This window comes from Nocardia sp. bgisy134 (genome assembly GCF_965341865.1).
Classification (GTDB): domain Bacteria; phylum Actinomycetota; class Actinomycetes; order Mycobacteriales; family Mycobacteriaceae; genus Nocardia.
Window position 1 is genome coordinate 20,227 of the sequence record NZ_CBDQZP010000024.1, and the last position, 16,228, is coordinate 36,454.

Annotated in this window: 14 protein-coding genes; 6 read left to right on the forward strand and 8 right to left on the reverse strand. The window is 68.6% G+C overall.

The window, feature by feature from the left end:
* Positions 1–94: 94 nt before the first annotated feature.
* The 6 genes from ACRWNM_RS31815 to ctaD form a co-directional block, all read right to left on the reverse strand.
* The gene (locus ACRWNM_RS31815) at positions 95–862 is read right to left on the reverse strand and encodes an NUDIX hydrolase (protein WP_431971941.1); all 768 of its coding nucleotides are present in this window, start codon (positions 860–862) and stop codon (positions 95–97) included.
* A gap of 124 nt (positions 863–986) precedes the next feature.
* Entirely contained in the window at positions 987–1,820 is an 834-nt protein-coding gene (locus ACRWNM_RS31820) for an ABC transporter ATP-binding protein (RefSeq protein ID WP_431971942.1), read from the reverse strand.
* Between the two features lie 350 nt (positions 1,821–2,170).
* On the reverse strand, positions 2,171–2,947 hold the full coding sequence (locus tag ACRWNM_RS31825; protein ID WP_431971845.1) for an aminoacyl-tRNA hydrolase: 777 nt from the start codon (positions 2,945–2,947) through the stop codon (positions 2,171–2,173).
* Positions 2,948–3,418, reverse strand: coding sequence for a protease inhibitor I42 family protein (locus ACRWNM_RS31830; RefSeq protein ID WP_431971846.1), 471 nt, complete (start codon positions 3,416–3,418; stop codon positions 2,948–2,950).
* Between the two features lie 182 nt (positions 3,419–3,600).
* Positions 3,601–4,836: a phosphoserine phosphatase SerB gene (gene serB / locus ACRWNM_RS31835; RefSeq protein WP_431971847.1), complete on the reverse strand. Its 1,236-nt coding sequence runs from the start codon at positions 4,834–4,836 to the stop codon at positions 3,601–3,603.
* 177 nt (positions 4,837–5,013) lie between these two features.
* Positions 5,014–6,756, reverse strand: coding sequence for an aa3-type cytochrome oxidase subunit I (gene ctaD, locus ACRWNM_RS31840; RefSeq protein WP_431971848.1), 1,743 nt, complete (start codon positions 6,754–6,756; stop codon positions 5,014–5,016).
* Between the two features lie 273 nt (positions 6,757–7,029).
* Between ctaD and ACRWNM_RS31845 the strand changes: the two genes are divergently transcribed.
* Together ACRWNM_RS31845 and ACRWNM_RS31850 are read left to right on the forward strand one after the other, a co-directional pair.
* A complete protein-coding gene (locus ACRWNM_RS31845) occupies positions 7,030–7,827 on the forward strand; it encodes a VOC family protein (protein ID WP_431971849.1) in 798 nt (265 codons plus the stop codon).
* Positions 7,828–7,906: 79 nt separating this feature from the next.
* The gene (locus ACRWNM_RS31850; RefSeq protein ID WP_431971850.1) at positions 7,907–8,974 is read left to right on the forward strand and encodes an ABC transporter substrate-binding protein; all 1,068 of its coding nucleotides are present in this window, start codon (positions 7,907–7,909) and stop codon (positions 8,972–8,974) included.
* 76 nt (positions 8,975–9,050) lie between these two features.
* On the opposite strand, the gene ACRWNM_RS31855 is transcribed toward ACRWNM_RS31850, so the two are convergent.
* Entirely contained in the window at positions 9,051–9,980 is a 930-nt protein-coding gene (locus ACRWNM_RS31855) for a hypothetical protein (protein WP_431971851.1), read from the reverse strand.
* A 380-nt stretch (positions 9,981–10,360) separates the two neighbouring features.
* On the opposite strand from ACRWNM_RS31855, the gene ACRWNM_RS31860 reads away from it, so the two are divergent.
* Positions 10,361–11,197, forward strand: a complete 837-nt coding sequence (locus ACRWNM_RS31860) for a dioxygenase (RefSeq protein WP_431971943.1) — start codon at positions 10,361–10,363, stop codon at positions 11,195–11,197.
* A gap of 67 nt (positions 11,198–11,264) precedes the next feature.
* On the opposite strand, the gene nrdF is transcribed toward ACRWNM_RS31860, so the two are convergent.
* Complete coding sequence (gene nrdF, locus ACRWNM_RS31865; protein ID WP_431971852.1) at positions 11,265–12,227, reverse strand: class 1b ribonucleoside-diphosphate reductase subunit beta; 963 nt, start codon at positions 12,225–12,227, stop codon at positions 11,265–11,267.
* A gap of 625 nt (positions 12,228–12,852) precedes the next feature.
* Here nrdF and ACRWNM_RS31870 point away from each other — a divergent pair.
* From ACRWNM_RS31870 to ACRWNM_RS31880, 3 genes are all read left to right on the forward strand, one after another.
* On the forward strand, positions 12,853–13,674 hold the full coding sequence (locus ACRWNM_RS31870; RefSeq protein ID WP_431971853.1) for a hypothetical protein: 822 nt from the start codon (positions 12,853–12,855) through the stop codon (positions 13,672–13,674).
* Between the two features lie 174 nt (positions 13,675–13,848).
* Positions 13,849–14,889 carry a hypothetical protein gene (locus ACRWNM_RS31875; protein WP_431971854.1) on the forward strand — a complete coding sequence of 347 codons (1,041 nt, stop codon included), beginning with the start codon at positions 13,849–13,851 and terminating at the stop codon, positions 14,887–14,889.
* 335 nt (positions 14,890–15,224) lie between these two features.
* Positions 15,225–16,205, forward strand: coding sequence for a hypothetical protein (locus tag ACRWNM_RS31880; protein WP_431971855.1), 981 nt, complete (start codon positions 15,225–15,227; stop codon positions 16,203–16,205).
* Positions 16,206–16,228: the final 23 nt, after the last annotated feature.

Sequence of the window (16,228 nt, forward strand, 5' to 3'; positions counted from 1 at the left end):
CATCACCGATGCCGCAACAGGCCCTGACGCGCTCGCAGACCTTGTGCACGCCTCGCAGTACCTAGGGCCCCTACGAGGCGTGCGGTAGCCCTTGTCAGCGGGCCGAGCCCCGGAGCTTGGCGGTTTCGGGGAGATCGGCGAAGTAGCGGTCGTTGCCGGGGAAGCTGAGCGCCTTGGCGCCGCCTGCCTCGGTCAGCTCCGGCATGATCGGGTCGATCACCGGTTCGGCCGCGAAGATGTCCGCGGTCGAGGCGAAGCCGCTGAGGGCGTCGAGCTGAGACCAGGTCGGAGGGAGCAGGATGTCGGCGCCCGCACGCCAGCGGTCGAGTGCCTCGGCCGGGGTACTCCACTGCACTTCGGCGGCCTCGGAGGTCGCGCCGTCGGCCAGCTGGCCCTGCGGCAGGACCGCGACGAAGAAGTGGGTGTCGTAGCGGCGCGGCTCGACTACCGGAGTGATCCAATTCGCCCAGGGGCGAAGCAGGTCGGCGCGCAGCACCAGCTTCTCCTCGGCCAGGAAGGCGGCCAGGGACAGTTCGCGGCGCTCCAGCCTGCTGCGGGCTTCGCGGTACGGGGTGGTGTCGTCGACGACGGTGTCGGCCGTCGGACCCGCCAGCAGCACGCCGCATTCCTCGAATGTCTCCCGCACCGCCGCGCACACCAGCGCCTTGGCGCGCGATTCGGTGGCCGCGAAACGCTCGGCCCACCAGGCGGGATCCGGGCCCGCCCAGTCGATCTCGATGGTGCTGTCGGCGGGATCGACGCCGCCGCCGGGGAACACCGTCATGCCCGCGGCGAAGGCCATCGCCCCGACCCGTCGTTGCAGGAACACCTCGGGACCGTTCACCCCGTCGCGCACCAGCATCACCGTGGACGCGTCCTTGATGGGCGGGGGATCCTGCGGCCGATCACCGGGCGACGTCGTTGTCTCACTCACACCTGCACCATAACCGGCGCCGCCGGAGCCCGCCGCAGGCCGCGGCCACTCGCTACCGGGACCGGTGCTGGCCCGCTCGCCGCGCACGTCGCGCGAAGTAGCGGCCGTCGACGCGGTCCAGCGCGATGGACTGGCGGAAGGCGTCGCTCAGGTGCTCCGAGGTGAGCACATCGGTCAGCAGACCCTGGGCGACCACCTCGCCCTCGTTGAGCAGCAGGCCGTGGGTGAAACCGGGCGGGATCTCCTCCACGTGGTGGGTCACCAGCACCATCGCCGGTGCCTCGGGATCGGCCGCCAGATCGCCGAGTCGCTCGACCAGTTCCTCGCGACCGCCGAGGTCCAGGCCCGCCGCCGGTTCGTCGAGCAGCAGCAGCTCCGGATCGGTCATCAGGGCGCGGGCGATCAGCACCCGCTTGCGCTCGCCCTCGGACAGGGTGCCGTAGGTGCGGTCGGAAAGGTGTTCGGCGCCAAGGCTTTCCAGCATGTCGATGGCCCGGTCGGTGTCGACGTCGTCGTAGCGTTCGCGCCAGCGGCCGAGCACGGCGTATCCCGCGGACACCACGAGATCGCTGACCTTCTCGTCCAGCGGCACACGACTGGCCAGCGCCGCGGACGAGAGGCCGATGCGTGGCCGCAGCTCGTTCATGTCGACCTTGCCGATCACCTCGCCGAGCAGGTGGGCGATTCCGGAGGTCGGGTGCATTTCGGCGGCGGCCATGCGCAGCAGGGAGGTCTTGCCCGCGCCGTTCGGGCCGAGCACGACCCAGCGTTCGTCGAGCTCGACCTGCCAGGTGACCGGACCGACTAGGGTGTGCCCCGAGCGTCGGACGGTCACGTCGGTGAAATCAATGAGCAGATCGGGATCCGGTTGCGGCACGCGCTCCATCTTGGCCCACACGCGCCGGGTTTGCCCGACCGGCCCACATCGGTCGCGCCGAACGGGCCATCCGCCCGGCCAGCCGGCCGACGACGGTTCGCCGCCTGGCCCGTGCGGGACGCGGTCGAGCCGACGGCGGGCCATCGATCGGGCGGAACATTCTGGCGACGATCAGCGCCAGCGGCAGCGAAAGAAGCACCCATCCGGCGAGAATCAGCAGCAGCGTCGTCATGACATCCTCCGGAGACGGCGGGGCCGAAGCCCCGTTCCGTCACTGATACCCAAATACCCCTCGGCCACACCTGGGTGCGGTGCAGCCCGTCGGCCGTGCGCCGGTTCCGGCCTTTCCCGGACGCGGCTCACCAGGACTCGGGCGGCACGGCGATCACCGTCAGCGAACCTGGAGCAATCTCGGTGAAACCGGCATCGCGCACCGCCACCGCGCTGCCCGCCGCCACCCGATCGGTGTACGCCCGCCACTGCGCCGGGTCGGCTTCGCGTACCGCGCAATGAAATTCGCGGCGCGACCAGCGGTAGGCGTCCTCGGGACGCAGCGCGGCCGCGAGCAGCATGCTGGCGTGGCCGACCTGCGCCGCGCTCTTGCCGAGCGTCATACCGAGCGCCGAATTCACCCACAGAACAGGCAGATTCGGGTCCGGCGGACCGGGATCGTCGTGCTCGAGATCGGTGCCGCCGATCTGGAGCTTCTTGATTCGCGGGTCCACCTCGCCGACCGCGCTCGGCACGAACGCACGCGCCTGCGCGCCGCCGATCTCCACGGTGACGCCGTCGACCTCGCCCGCCGCCAGCCACTGGGCGCCGCGAGCGCGCCGCGCCACCTTGCGAATCCGGGAGCGCTTCCACGCGAGATACCGTTGCGCCCAGGGCCCTTCCGGGCCGACCCGCTCGTCCAGGCACAGCGCGACCGCCGAAGCCGCCGCGGCGGCGAGCAACGCGCTGCGCGGCGGCGGATCCGCCTTCGGCAGGTGCAGCACCATCTGCATGGCCTGGACCTGGCCGGGGTCGTCGGGATCGCCCGCGCCACCGTAACCGAGCGCGAGTTCCGCGTGCCGGATGCGGAATCCCTCCTCCCCCGTGGACAATTCGTCCACGGTACCGCTGTCCGGACTGCTCATTCACTTCACCTCGACCCTCAACGTGAACTTCTGCGCGGGCTCGACGCCGTGCTCCCACGGGCGCGCGTACTCCAGTGCAAGCTCGGTGACGCCCGGGGCATTCCCGACGAACGTCCACACCGCGGTGCCGCCGGAGCCGGGCGCGATCGGACGGTCGGCATCCGGCCGGTAATCCGGCTCGCCCGCCTGCCGGAGCACATTCTGGTCCAGTGCGGCGAGCCGCCAGCCGTACCCGGTCGACGGGTTGGCGGCCAGCGTCACGATCAATTGCCTGCCGACGCGGAGCGAGCGCTGCTGTCCGCTGTCGGCCTCGGTCACGTCCATGGCATCTCCCGAAGGCTCGACGTTTCCGGACGGTTCGGCGCGGGTGGACACGGTGGATGTCGCCGGTGCGTGCCCGTCGTGGCCGTCGTCGGTTCCGCACGCGGTGAGCGCGACGCCGAGCAGCAGCACAACCAGGGACTTCCGCACCGCATCCTCCGATCACCGAATGATCAATCCGCGACCAGCCTAATGAACACGGCCGCACCCGGTCCGTCGATCGCCCGCGCACAGCCGGAGCGAAGGCAGATGAACGCCGCCGGACGCGTTCGCGCACGACCGAGGCGACACCGCCTCGGTCCCGGCAGGCGAAATACGTTGCGCCGCGCGAACTACTGGATCAGCGGCACCCGGCGCATCAACCCGTCGCGCGCGTCGGCGGCCTCCACCTCATGGCGGGTGACGCCGAGGATGAACAGCACCGCGTCCAGGTAGGGGTGCGACAGCGCCGCGTCGGCAACCTCGCGCAGCGCGGGCTTGGCGTTGAAGGCGACGCCGAGCCCGGCGGCGTTGAGCATGTCGATGTCGTTGGCGCCGTCGCCGACCGCGACGGTCTGTTCCATCGGCACCCCGGCCTCGGCGGCGAACTTGCGCAGCGCGGTCGCCTTGGCGGCGCGGTCGACGATGTCGCCGACCACGCGGCCGGTCAGCTTGCCGTCCTTGATCTCCAGCGTGTTCGCCTGCACGAAGTCGAGTTCGAGCTCGTGCGCGAGCGGCTCGATGACCTGGCGGAACCCACCGGACACCACACCGCAGCGGAAGCCGATGCGGCGCAGCGTGCGGATTGTGGTGCGCGCGCCAGGGGTCAGCTCGATCCGGTCGGCGACCTCCTCGATGACCGATTCGTCCAGCCCCTCCAGGGTCGCGACGCGCTGGCGCAGCGATTCGGCGAAGTCGATCTCGCCGCGCATGGCCGCCTCGGTGACCTGGCGGACCTGCTCCTCGACGCCCGCGTGCGCGGCGAGCATCTCGATGACCTCGCCCTGGATCAGGGTCGAGTCGACGTCGAACACGATGAGCCGCTTGGCCCGCCGCGCCAGCCCGGCCCGCTCCACCGCCACGTCGACCTCTTCGGCGACCGCCACCTCGGCCAGCGCCGTGCGCAGCCTGGAGTCGGTGTCCGCGCCCGTGTCGGTCGCGGAGACCAGCAGCTCCATGCCGGTGACCGGGTAGTCGGCGATGCCGCGGATGGTGTCGATGTTCGCGCCGAGCGCGGCGAGCTGACGCGAGACCGCGCTGAACGCCCGCGCGGTCACCGGCGCGCCGAGGATGACCACCGCGTGCGTGGACATCGGTGCCCGCCCGATCGCGGCGCCCACCTCCACGTCGACGTTCATGCCGACGGTGTTCATCGCCTCCTCGAGCTCCTCTTGCAGCTCTTCGGGATCGTTCGGGCAGGTGACCAGGACACCGAGGGTGAGCCGGCCGCGGATGACGACCTGCTCCACATCCAGCAGGCTCACCTGGTGCCGCGACATCGCCGCGAGCAGCACGGACGTCACACCGGGCCGGTCGGGTCCGGTGACAGTGACAAGAACGGTGGTGTCGGCCAAGTCGATGCGCTCCATGTCTGTGTTCGATTGGCGGCGTCGCCCCTGGGCTCTACCGTATCGCCGCTGAAGCACAGCTACGGCAAACAGCAACGTACACAATGGGGCCACGATGTGGGGCCGTCGACGCCGCACTACCCAGGGCAAACGCGCGTGCACCCGCTGATTGTCAGCGGGTGCACACTCGTCGAGTTTCTAGTGCTTGACCAGCTCGCCCTCGTGGACGGCGGTGGCGTGCTTGCCGGAACCCCAGCCCACGTGCGCCTCGGCGCGCATGCGATCGATCATGTGCGGGTAGTGCAGCTCGAACGCGGGGCGCTCGGACCGGATGCGCGGCAGCTCGTAGAAGTTGTGCCGCGGCGGCGGGCAGGTGGTGGCCCACTCCAGCGAGTTGCCGTAGCCCCACGGGTCGTCCACCGTCACGACCTCGCCGTAGCGGTAGCTCTTGAAGACGTTCCAGAGGAACGGCAGCATCGAGGCGCCGAGGACGAACGCGCCGATGGTCGAGATGGTGTTCAGCGCGGTGAAACCGTCCGTGGGCAGGTAGTCGGCGTAGCGGCGGGGCATGCCCTCGTTGCCGAGCCAGTGCTGCACAAGGAAGGTGGTGTGGAAGCCGACGAAGGTCGCCCAGAAGTGCCACTTGGCCAGGCGCTCGTCCACCATGCGGCCGGTGATCTTCGGGAACCAGAAGTAGATGCCCGCGAAGGTGGCGAACACGATGGTGCCGAAGAGCACGTAGTGGAAGTGGGCCACCACGAAGTAGGTGTCGGACACGTGGAAGTCCATGGGCGGCGAGGCCAGGATGACACCGGACAGACCACCGAAGAGGAAGGTCACGAGGAAGCCGATCGACCACAGCATCGGCGACTCGAAGGTCAGCTGACCGCGCCACATCGTGCCGATCCAGTTGAAGAACTTCACGCCGGTCGGCACCGCGATGAGGAAGGTCATGAACGAGAAGTACGGCAGCAGCACGGCGCCGGTCGCGTACATGTGGTGCGCCCACACCGCGATGGAGAGCGCGGCGATGCCGAGGGTCGCGTACACCAGCGTGGTGTAACCGAAGATCGGCTTGCGGCTGAACACCGGGAAGATCTCCGAGACGATGCCGAAGAACGGCAGCGCGATGATGTAGACCTCGGGGTGCCCGAAGAACCAGAACAGGTGCTGGTAGAGCAGGATGCCGCCGGTGGCCGGGTCGTAGATGTGGCCGCCCAGGTGGCGGTCGTAGGCCAGGCCGAACAGCGCAGCGGTGAGCAGCGGGAAGGCGAGCAGGACCAGGACGCTGGTGACGGCGATGTTCCAGGTGAAGATCGGCATCCGGAACATGGTCATACCGGGCGCGCGCAGGCAGACGACGGTGGTCAGCATGTTCACGCCACCGAGGATCGTGCCCAGACCCGAGACCGCGAGGCCGAGGATCCACAGGTCGGTGCCGACGCCGGGCGAGTGCAGGATGTCGGTCAGCGGGACGTACGCGGTCCAGCCGAAGTCGGCCGCGCCACCCGGGGTGATGAAGCCCGCGGTCGCCATCGAGCCGCCGAACAGGTACAGCCAGTAGCTGAAGGCGTTCAGGCGCGGGAAGGCGACGTCAGGGGCGCCGATCTGCAGCGGCAGGACGATGTTGGCGAAGCCGAACACGATCGCGGTCGCGTAGAACAGCAGCATGATCGTGCCGTGCATGGTGAACAGCTGGTTGAACTGTTCCGGGGAGAGGAACTGCAGGCCGGGGCGCGCCAGCTCGGCACGCATGAGCAGCGCCATCAGACCGCCGACCATGAAGAAGCTGATCGCCGTCACCAGGTACATGGTGCCGAGCACCTTGGGGTCCGTGGTGGTGACCATCTTGTAGAGGAAAGAACCCTTGGGTCCGGTCCGGGCCGGATACGGTCGAGTCGCTTCCAACTGAGGGACTGGTCTGGGCTCTACCGCAGTCACTGATCCTCCTGAAGATGCCTTTAGGTCGCTCCGCGAGCTCCGCTGCTCGCCTTCGATCCCGTTCCCGAGACAGCGGACAGTTCGCTTGCGCTCCTGAGATCGTAAACGGTGCCGTCACGGCCGACAGCACGGGTCCTACTCTGCGTCGTATTTCGTTGGTCACCGGTCATCCGCAGTACACCGCGGGACCCCCGTGGCGTGCGCCGATGAGTTCTCGGCGCGACCGCCGTCTCTATCGATGACAACCGTTCGTCACCTGCGAGGAGACCGCTCATGACCACCCCGAAGCCGGGCGACCCCGTCTGGGTCGACCTCTACACCGCCGATCCCGAGCGCAGCATCGCCTTCTACGGCGACCTGTTCGGCTGGACCGCCGACCGCGCGGGCGCGGAATTCGGCGGCTACCTCACCTTCCGCAAGGACGGCAAGGCCGTCGCGGGCGGGATGGGCAGGATGGACGACGGCGACACCGGGCCGGATCGGTGGACCGTCTACCTGTCCGCACCGGACGCCCGGGCCACCGCCGCGGCCGCGACCGCGCACGGCGGTTCCGTGATCGTGGAGCCGATGGACGTGGGCGACCTCGGCACGATGGCGGTGCTCGGCGATCCGGACGGCGCCGGCGTCGGCGTCTGGCAGACCGGCACCTTCGGCGGCGTCGAGACCGAGGCCATCGTCGAGGGCGGCCGGTGGCGCAATCACGCGGGCGCGCCGTCCTGGTTCGAGCTGCACACCAGGGCGTACCAGGCGTCCCTGACGTTCTACCGCGAGGTGTTCGGCTGGTCCGACACCTTCGAGATGCCCGGCGCACCCGATTTCCGCTACACCACCATCCACTCGACCAGCCCGATGCTCGGCGGCGTGATGGACGCCTCGGACTTCCTGCCGCCGGGCGCACCCGCAGGCTGGACGGTGTATTTCGGCGCCGACGACGTGGACAAGACGGTCGCCCAGGTGGTCGCGCTCGGCGGCAAGGTCGTCTCGCCCGCCCAGGACACCCCGTACGGGCGGATGGCCACCGTCGCCGATCCGACCGGCGCGGTCTTCCATCTCGGCGGCGACGCCGCCTGAGGTAGCGGCTTCGTGCGCCGAGGTGCGGGCCGCCACCCGCGCCTCGGCCGCGTCTCCGGACGCCTGTACCCTCTCCGGCATGCCGGTGAGCGCCCTCGTTCGCACCCGAAACCGCACTGTCGCCACCCGTTACGGCACGGCCGCCGTCGCGGCCCTCTGCGCCGCCGCGCTGGTCGGCTGCGGTAACCAGACCGACGACGCGAGTTCGATCATCCGCACCACCACCAATATCGCGGGCGCCGGCGTGGTCGGCTTGGAGCGCGACACGACGAAGGCCTGCGCGCTGCCCAGCGCACCCGATCAGCCCTCGGGCACCCGCAGCGTCACCCACGCCGCCGGAGTCTCCGAGGTGCCCGCCGATCCGCAACGCATCGTCGTGCTGACGACCTCCGCGCTCGACGCCACCTGCGCGCTCGGTCTGTGGGAGCGCGTCGTCGGCGCGGTGACCGTGGCGGGCGAGCGCCCGCAACCCGAGTTCCTCGGCACCGGCGTGCTGAAGGTCCCGAGCATCGGCACCGCCGCGGCGCCCGATCTCGCCAAGATCGCGGAACTGCGTCCCGACGTCATCATCGGCGAACAGCCTTCGGGCGCGGCCACTTTCGACGCACTGCGGGCCATCGCGCCGACGGTGCTGGTCGGCGCTCCGACCAGCTGGCAGGCCGAGTTCGGCGCCTTCGCCGAGGGTCTGGACCGGCGCGGCGCGGCGACCACCGCGCTGGACAACTACCGCACCGAGGCCGCCGACATCGGCACCGCGATCGCCGCCAACCAGAGTCAGGCGTCGGTCGTCCGCTTCACCGGTGATGCCGTGCAGGTTCAGGGCGCCGACAGCTTCGCGGGCCAGGTCCTGGCCGACCTGGGCGTGCGGCGGCCGACGGCCCAGCGCGTCGCGTCTTTCGACGTCGCCCCCGGCGAACTCGGCACCAAGGTCGAAGGCGACATCGTCTACGTCGTCCTGGCCGGTGAATCGGGCAAGGCGCAGGCCGAGAAGGTGATGCGCGGCGACGAGTGGAAGGAACTCGGCGCCGCCGGCGACCGCCGCGTCTTCGCGGTCGACGACAGCGTCTGGCACGGCGACGGACTCACCGCGGCCCGCGCGCTCATGACCGATCTCCAGAAGACGCTCAACGGGTACGTCACCGACTGACGGCTCGTCCGTTCCCTGAATCACTGCCGATTTCGCTTGGCGCGGTGCATCTTCAGGCAGCCCGGCACGAGGCCCCTCAATCGAACAGCGACAAGACCGCCTCGCCGACCGCGGCGATGACCTCCTGATCCGAACCTTCGATCGTGACGGTCGGCGTCCACGTCTCGTCCGGAAATTGCGGATCGGCGAGCGACGGCAAATCCACGGGCGCGCCGAGCGGCAGATAGTAGGTGTGCTGACCGCCGCTCTCCGACCGATATCCCGTACGGTTCGCGACGGTGACCAGCGGATAGTTCGATCGATAGCCATTCCCGCTCGGATCGGGAACCGGCGGGACATCAGCAGGCGGACGCCCGGTGTCGTATTCGTACCCGACCGCGATCCGCTCGCCTCGGTACCGGAACCCGCACCGCTCTGGTCTCGACCACGAACCTTTCCGCCCGATTCCCAGTTCGGCGAGCACCGCGCAGGGATCCGCGCCGGTCAGCGGCGTACGCACCGTATCGGGCGAATCACCTTGGCGCGGATGGCGTTCCCACTCTCGCAACACGATCTCCGCGGCCCGGTCGGCCACCGAGCACGCGTCGATCCCCTTCGCGGAGTCCACCCGCAGGGCCACGGAACCGCCGGGCGGTAGCTCCACCTGCAGCGCGCAGTACCGGTAAGAACTGCGCTCGATCTCTTCGGGCGTGCTGTTGTCCACGTCGGACACCATCCAGGCGCGCGCCGCACCGATCCTGCGGTCGTGCCCGCCACCGCCTTCGTTGGGCGGCGATGAGACCAACACCCACCCGAGGTCGACGTGCCCTTCGGTGCGGGTCGCAATGCGCGCGTAGCAAGCCTGGATGCCGTTCGTGCCCACCACCCGGACCGGTCCGAACTGTTCGAGATTCGGCCGCGGTATCAGCGCACAGACGTCCACCACCCGCAGCGCCGCGGCGATTTCCCATTGCGGGTCGTCTTCGGGATACATCTGCGCGTCCAGATCCGGAATCAATTCCGGCATACCGTTATCCCCGCATCCGACGGCGCACACCAGCAATACCGCGACCAACGCCAACCATCGGCGCATCCGACACTCCCCCTCCGTGGACCAACGGAAAGAATAGAGCCAATAGTCTTTTCGCGCGGATCCGATGTCCTGAAGGAAGAACGGGACAGGCCGACAAGCTGAGAATCCTTCATCGAGCGACAAGCCCAGCACCGCCCGTGACAGCGCAACCTCTCCGCGCACCCCTCACAGCGAACTCCCAGCGATGTCCCAGATCGGTCCGAGCGCCGCCCCTTACCGTCGCTGTCGACGCGAAACGAACAGAGGAGAACGCGGTGGGTAGGAATGGCGAGGCGCACGAGCACGATCTCGGTCTGGCGCACGACCTGCGGGTCATGTCGCGGCGGCGGGCGCTGGTCTTTCTCGGAATCGCCGGGGCGGCGACGGCCGCGAGCGGGTGCGCGACGGCGACGCGGACGGGCTCGTCGAGCGCCGAGACCTCCGCCGCGACAACCGCCGACGCGGTGAGCGCGGCACCTCAGGAAACGGCCGGACCGTATCCGGGCGACGGCTCCAACGGACCCAACGTCCTCATCGAGTCCGGCGTGGTCCGCTCCGACATCACCACCAGTTTCGGCTCGTATTCCGGTGTCGCGGAGGGCGTTCCGATGACGCTCGAGCTGTCGCTGCGCGACCTCACGAAGGACGGCGCCGCGGGCTCCGGCATGGCCGTCTACGTCTGGCACTGCGATCGCGCCGGGAACTACTCGCTCTACAGCCCGGGCGTCACCGACCAGAACTACCTGCGTGGCGTCCAGGTCGCCGATGCGACCGGCACGGTCACCTTCACCTCGATCTTCCCGGCCTGCTATTCGGGCCGCTGGCCGCACATCCATTTCGAGGTGTTCGACTCGCTGGAGACCGCCGTCGCGGGTAGCGACGCCCGCCTCACCTCGCAGATCGCGCTTCCCGAGGACACGTGCGACGCCGTCTTCGCGCACGACTCCGGCTACGCTCAGAGCGTGCGCAATCTGTCCGGCGTCACCCTCGCCTCCGACAACGTGTTCGGCGACGGCTGGGACGCCGAATTGGCCACCGTCACCGGAACGCCCTCCTCGGGCCTCACGGTCACGCTCACTGTCGGAGTCGCCGCGAAATCCGAGAACCGTTCCGGCGGTGGCGGTTTCGGCACGCCGCCCGGCCGCCCGGGCGGTCCGCCGCCGGGCCGCTGAGCCGCGCGAACTCGGGGAAACGAATCGGGGCCCCGCGTCCGGCGGGGCCCCGATCAGGAGTGGCGAGTCAGAACTCCCAGTCCTCGTCCTCGGTGTTGACGGCCTTGCCGATCACGTACGACGAACCGGAGCCCGAGAAGAAGTCGTGGTTCTCGTCGGCGTTCGGGGAGAGGGCCGAGAGGATGGCCGGGTTCACCTCGGTCTCGTCCTTCGGGAACAGCCCCTCGTAGCCGAGGTTCATCAGCGCCTTGTTGGCGTTGTAGCGCAGGAACTTCTTGACGTCCTCGGTGAGGCCGACCTCGTCGTAGAGGTCCTGGGTGTATTCGACCTCGTTGTCGTAGAGCTCGAAGAGCAGCTCGAAGGTGTAGTTCTTCAGCTCCTCGCGCTCGGCCGGGGAGACCAGCTCGAGGCCCTTCTGGTACTTGTAGCCGATGTAGTAGCCGTGCACGGCTTCGTCGCGGATGATCAGGCGGATCATGTCGGCGGTGTTGGTCAGCTTGGCGCGCGAGGACCAGTGCATCGGCAGGTAGAAGCCGGAGTAGAACAGGAAGCTCTCCAGCAGGGTGGAGGCCACCTTGCGCTTCAGCGGGTCCTCGCCGTTGTAGTACCCCAGCACGATCTCGGCCTTGCGCTGCAGGTTCCGGTTCTCCTCGGACCAGCGGAAGGCCTCATCGATCTCCTTGGTGGAACACAGCGTGGAGAAGATGGAGCTGTAGCTCTTCGCGTGCACCGATTCCATGAACGCGATGTTGGTGAGCACCGCCTCCTCGTGCGGGGTCAGCGCGTCCGGGATCAGGCTCACCGCGCCGACGGTGCCCTGGATGGTGTCCAGCAGGGTCAGGCCGGTGAAGACCCGCATGGTCAGCTGCTTCTCGTCGGCGGTCAGCGTGTTCCACGAGGGGATGTCGTTGGACACCGGAACCTTCTCGGGCAGCCAGAAGTTGCCGGTCAGGCGGTCCCAGACTTCGGCATCCTTCTCGTCGGGCACCCGATTCCAGTTGATGGCCGACACCCGATCGATCAGTTTCATCCTGCCTCCACACCTTTCCCGAGCACGCTGCCGTCACGGAGTTCCTATTCTGAACACTACTCCTAGTGGATCAGAACTCCATGCAGCACAACACCTTGTGGCGCTGCGGTGCACGTCACGGACAACCGATTCGCCATGAGACCACCGCGCGCGGCACTTATTGTGCTGCACCCGCCAGCGGCCGAGTGCAGCGGTCCATCCGTAGAGCCGATCGATCGCCAGCAGTTAGCCATCGCCAGTAGTCACCGGTCGGCCGGTGCGACGAGCGCCCGTGGTCGACCCCACGGCGCCGGTTTGCCGGTATCGAGTCAGCACCGCGACCCGCCGATGCGGCCGGGATACGTCAGATCACCGACTCTGCACACCTCAAATGAAATCCGGCCGCCTCCACCTGGACCGTTTGGCCCGCACTGCACAGTCGGGCAGACTGCTGCAGCAGAAGTCGCGCACTCGGCGCGCGCCGCATAAGGGGTTCACGATGCTGCGCAGGTTCGTGACGGCCTTCGCCGCCGTCCTCGTCGTGCTCGCTGTCGCGGCCTGCCAGGACGAGCTACCGACCGTGCCCGCCGGGCCTGCCATCTCCTGGTCGACTGCTCCCACCTCCGACGAGGGGTACCTCGCGGTCATGGCCGCGGTGCGCACCATCGATCCCTGCGCCATCATCCCTCGCAAGGAGCTCACTGCGATCGGCACCGTGGTGAAGGTCGAGGCCCGCTCCACCGATACCTGCGAGGCCACGCTCGGCTCCGCCGAGTTCGGCAAGAGCACGATCTTGCGCTGGTCGCTGGGCGTCTCACGCGACCCCGTAGAAGGATCGGACACAATGGAGCCGCCGGCCCGAATCGGCCACGCGACGATGGTTGTCGACCGTGAGGCGGACGCCGCTGAGCAAGGTTCGATGACCCGGACGTGCATGGCCATAGGCCAGTTCCCTGCCACGGTCTTGCTCAATGTGAACGTGGTGACCCCCGCAGATCAGTTGCCGTGCGCGCTGGCGAAGAAAGTGATGCCGAACGCTCTCGATGCGCTACGCACCGCGCCGGCCGCGGGCACGTCGCCGGATACGCCGAAAACCGTTCTGTCCGGGGCGGATCCGTGCGAGATCCTGGATTCCCTCGGGACGACGACGCCCACATCCAAGCATTATCTGTTCGGGTGCGTATTCCAGTACAAGGGCTCCGATATCGATCTCCAGTACGCCTACGAGGGCGAACTGATCGCAACGGGCGGCACCCCCTTGGTGGAGGTGAACGGCCATCGCGGCTACGACCGGCGCAGCACCACCGAGACGTACTGGTACTCAGTGGTTGTCGGCCCCGCGTTCGGCACGGCGGATCCGAAGACGACAATGGGCCGCCAGCTGCCGGTGGCAAGACTGATGGGCCGCGATCCCGAGGTCCTACAGGAGGTCCTGCGGCACGTCGCCGAACTGTTCCCGGCGAGCTGAATCGAAGGGGTCCGCCACGATGCGCAAGTTCGCGCTGGTCGCGGCTACTGTCACCGTCGCGGCGATCTCGGCGGGATGTCTGGAGGAAATGCCTGCCAAGCCCTCGTGATCGGCTCGCATCGTGTCAGCGGCGGCGGCAGTGAACGTGCCCCCGTTGCGGAATTGTCAGGACGCATGCCGCACGGCAGACTGCTGCACCAGAAGACGCGCGCGCTGCGCGCCACACAAGGGGGGTTCACCGTGTTGCGCAAATTCGCGACAGTCGCCGCGGCCGCTGTCGCCCTGCTGAGTGTCACATCCTGTCAGGATGACCTACCGCCCGCGCCTGCCGGTTCCACTGGATACTGGTCCACCGCCCCGCAGACCGACGAGCAGCGTTGGGAACTGCTGAGCAAGGTTCGTGCGATCGACCCGTGCGCACTCGCCCCGCGCACCGAACTGGCCGAGATCGGCACCGTGAACTGGGTGGATGTACGCATGCCCAACTGGTGCGAAGCGCGAATGGGCCCGACCGAATCCGGCAAGGGAACCGCGCTGAGCTGGTCGTTGTCCGTCGCCACGCGCGGTATCCCACAGCCGGAGCGGGGTCGCACAACGAAGATCGGCGCTGTCACGGTCGGCACGGTGAGCGATCTCGACACCAACCCAGCACTCGAGGGCAAGCTGGTCGAGCGCAATTGCACCGCGACCGCGAGCTTCCCTTCGACCGCGGCCGTGATGATTTTCGCCACGACCCCGGTCGGCACCGAACCGTGCCCGGTCGCCGAGGCGGTCCTGCCGACCATCCTCGCCCAGCTCGACAAGGAACCCGCGCACGGCGCCTCGCCCGACACCCCGCGCACCGTCCTGCTCGGCAACGATCCCTGCGCGGTCGCGAAGGACCTCGGCGTAACTCCGGCGGTAGCCGACCAGCGCGACTGGAAGTGTTCCTTCCCGTACCACGGCGACACGATCGAGGTCCGGTACACCTATGACAAGGAGCGACTGATCGTGGAGGGCGAACCGATCTTCACCGTCAATGGGCATCCCGGATACGGCGATCCGAGCGCCGACGAGTTTCATTCGTACAACGCGATCGTGGGACCGCCGCTGCCGTCGTCCAGACCCGAGTCCTCCCTGGGACCGAAGCTCCCGATCGTCAACGTATTCGGCCGAGACGAGGCCGTGGTGGACGAGGTCCTGCGCCGGGCGACCGCGCTGTTCCCCGCCGCCTGACCGAATATCCACCCGACCGCGCACAACGCAATCCTCGTTGTGCGAGACGGATCGCCGGATCGATTGTCGCCGCCGTGACCGGCCCGCCGGACCGACGACGACATCTTTTCAGGCCGCCCGTCCCTGCGGTCAGAGTGCCGAGCCGCGGGGACGACGCGCTGGAAGAAGTGCTGCGGCAGGCGCCGGTAGTCCTGCCATTAGCGGCGGCCCCGCCCGTACCGGAGCGCGCCTGCCCCGTTTTGCGGACCAGCGACGCTACGGGCACACTCGGCGGCGATAGTTCGCGGAAGTAGATCGTTCCGCGCCAATCCGATCCATGCGACGAAGGGGAATCGATGCTGCGTCGACTGCTGCTGGCGGCCGCGCTCGTTCTGACCACCGCGGGCTGTCAGGACGCACCGGCGTCGGATTCGACGTCGACCACGGACACCGCGACGGGCGGATTCTGGTCCGCCGCGCCGCAGACCGACGCACAGCGGCTCGAGATGCTGCGCAGGGCGCGCAATATCGACCCCTGCGCACTGCTACCGAATCAGAAACTGCGCGAGGTCGGTTCGGTGGTATCCGTGGACAATACGCAGCCGTCCACCTGCAAGGCGATCATCGGTTCGGCCGAGCCTGGCAAGGGAACGACCCTGGTGTCGCATGTGGTGGCGCCGCCGGCGAGCATGCCGTGGGAGGACAGGGACGCGACGATCGAACGGGTGGGTGACGTCACCGTCTCGCTGTTGGACGACCGGAAGGTGATGACCGACGAGCAGTTCCGCGAGCAGGGCCATCACACCTGCTACGCCGAAGCGCGCTTCCCCGCCGCCGCCGAATTCTGGCTCGACGTCCAGAGCCCGATCGGCGGCGACCCGTGCGCCGTGGCCCGTTCGCTGGTGCGAACGGCGTTGACGGAGTGGCGGATCGAGCCGCCGCATGGCACCTCTCCCGTGACGGCCCGCAGCATCCTCACCGGACTCGACCCCTGCGCGGTGGCGCCCACTCTCGGCATCTCCGTGCCCGCGGGTGAACAGCAGCTGCACAAGTGCGAGTTCAGCTTTCGCGGCAGCAACGTCGTGATCAACTACGAGTACCAGGACGGAGACCCGGCGGGACCGGGCGAGCCGGCGTTCACGGTCGGCCCCCGGCCCGTGCACCAGGTCGCCGCCGCGGCCGGTGACTCGCGGGTGTACTCCGCACCGGTCGGTCCCCCGCTTCGCCCCGCCGTGACCGGTCAGGCGCTGCCGACCCGGATCCCCGTCGTCTCGGCGGTGGGCAAGCGCGACGCCGTGGAAGAGGTCATGCGCAAGCTGCTGCCGATGCTGCCCTGATCCGTGGCCGGGGCCTCGGCCCC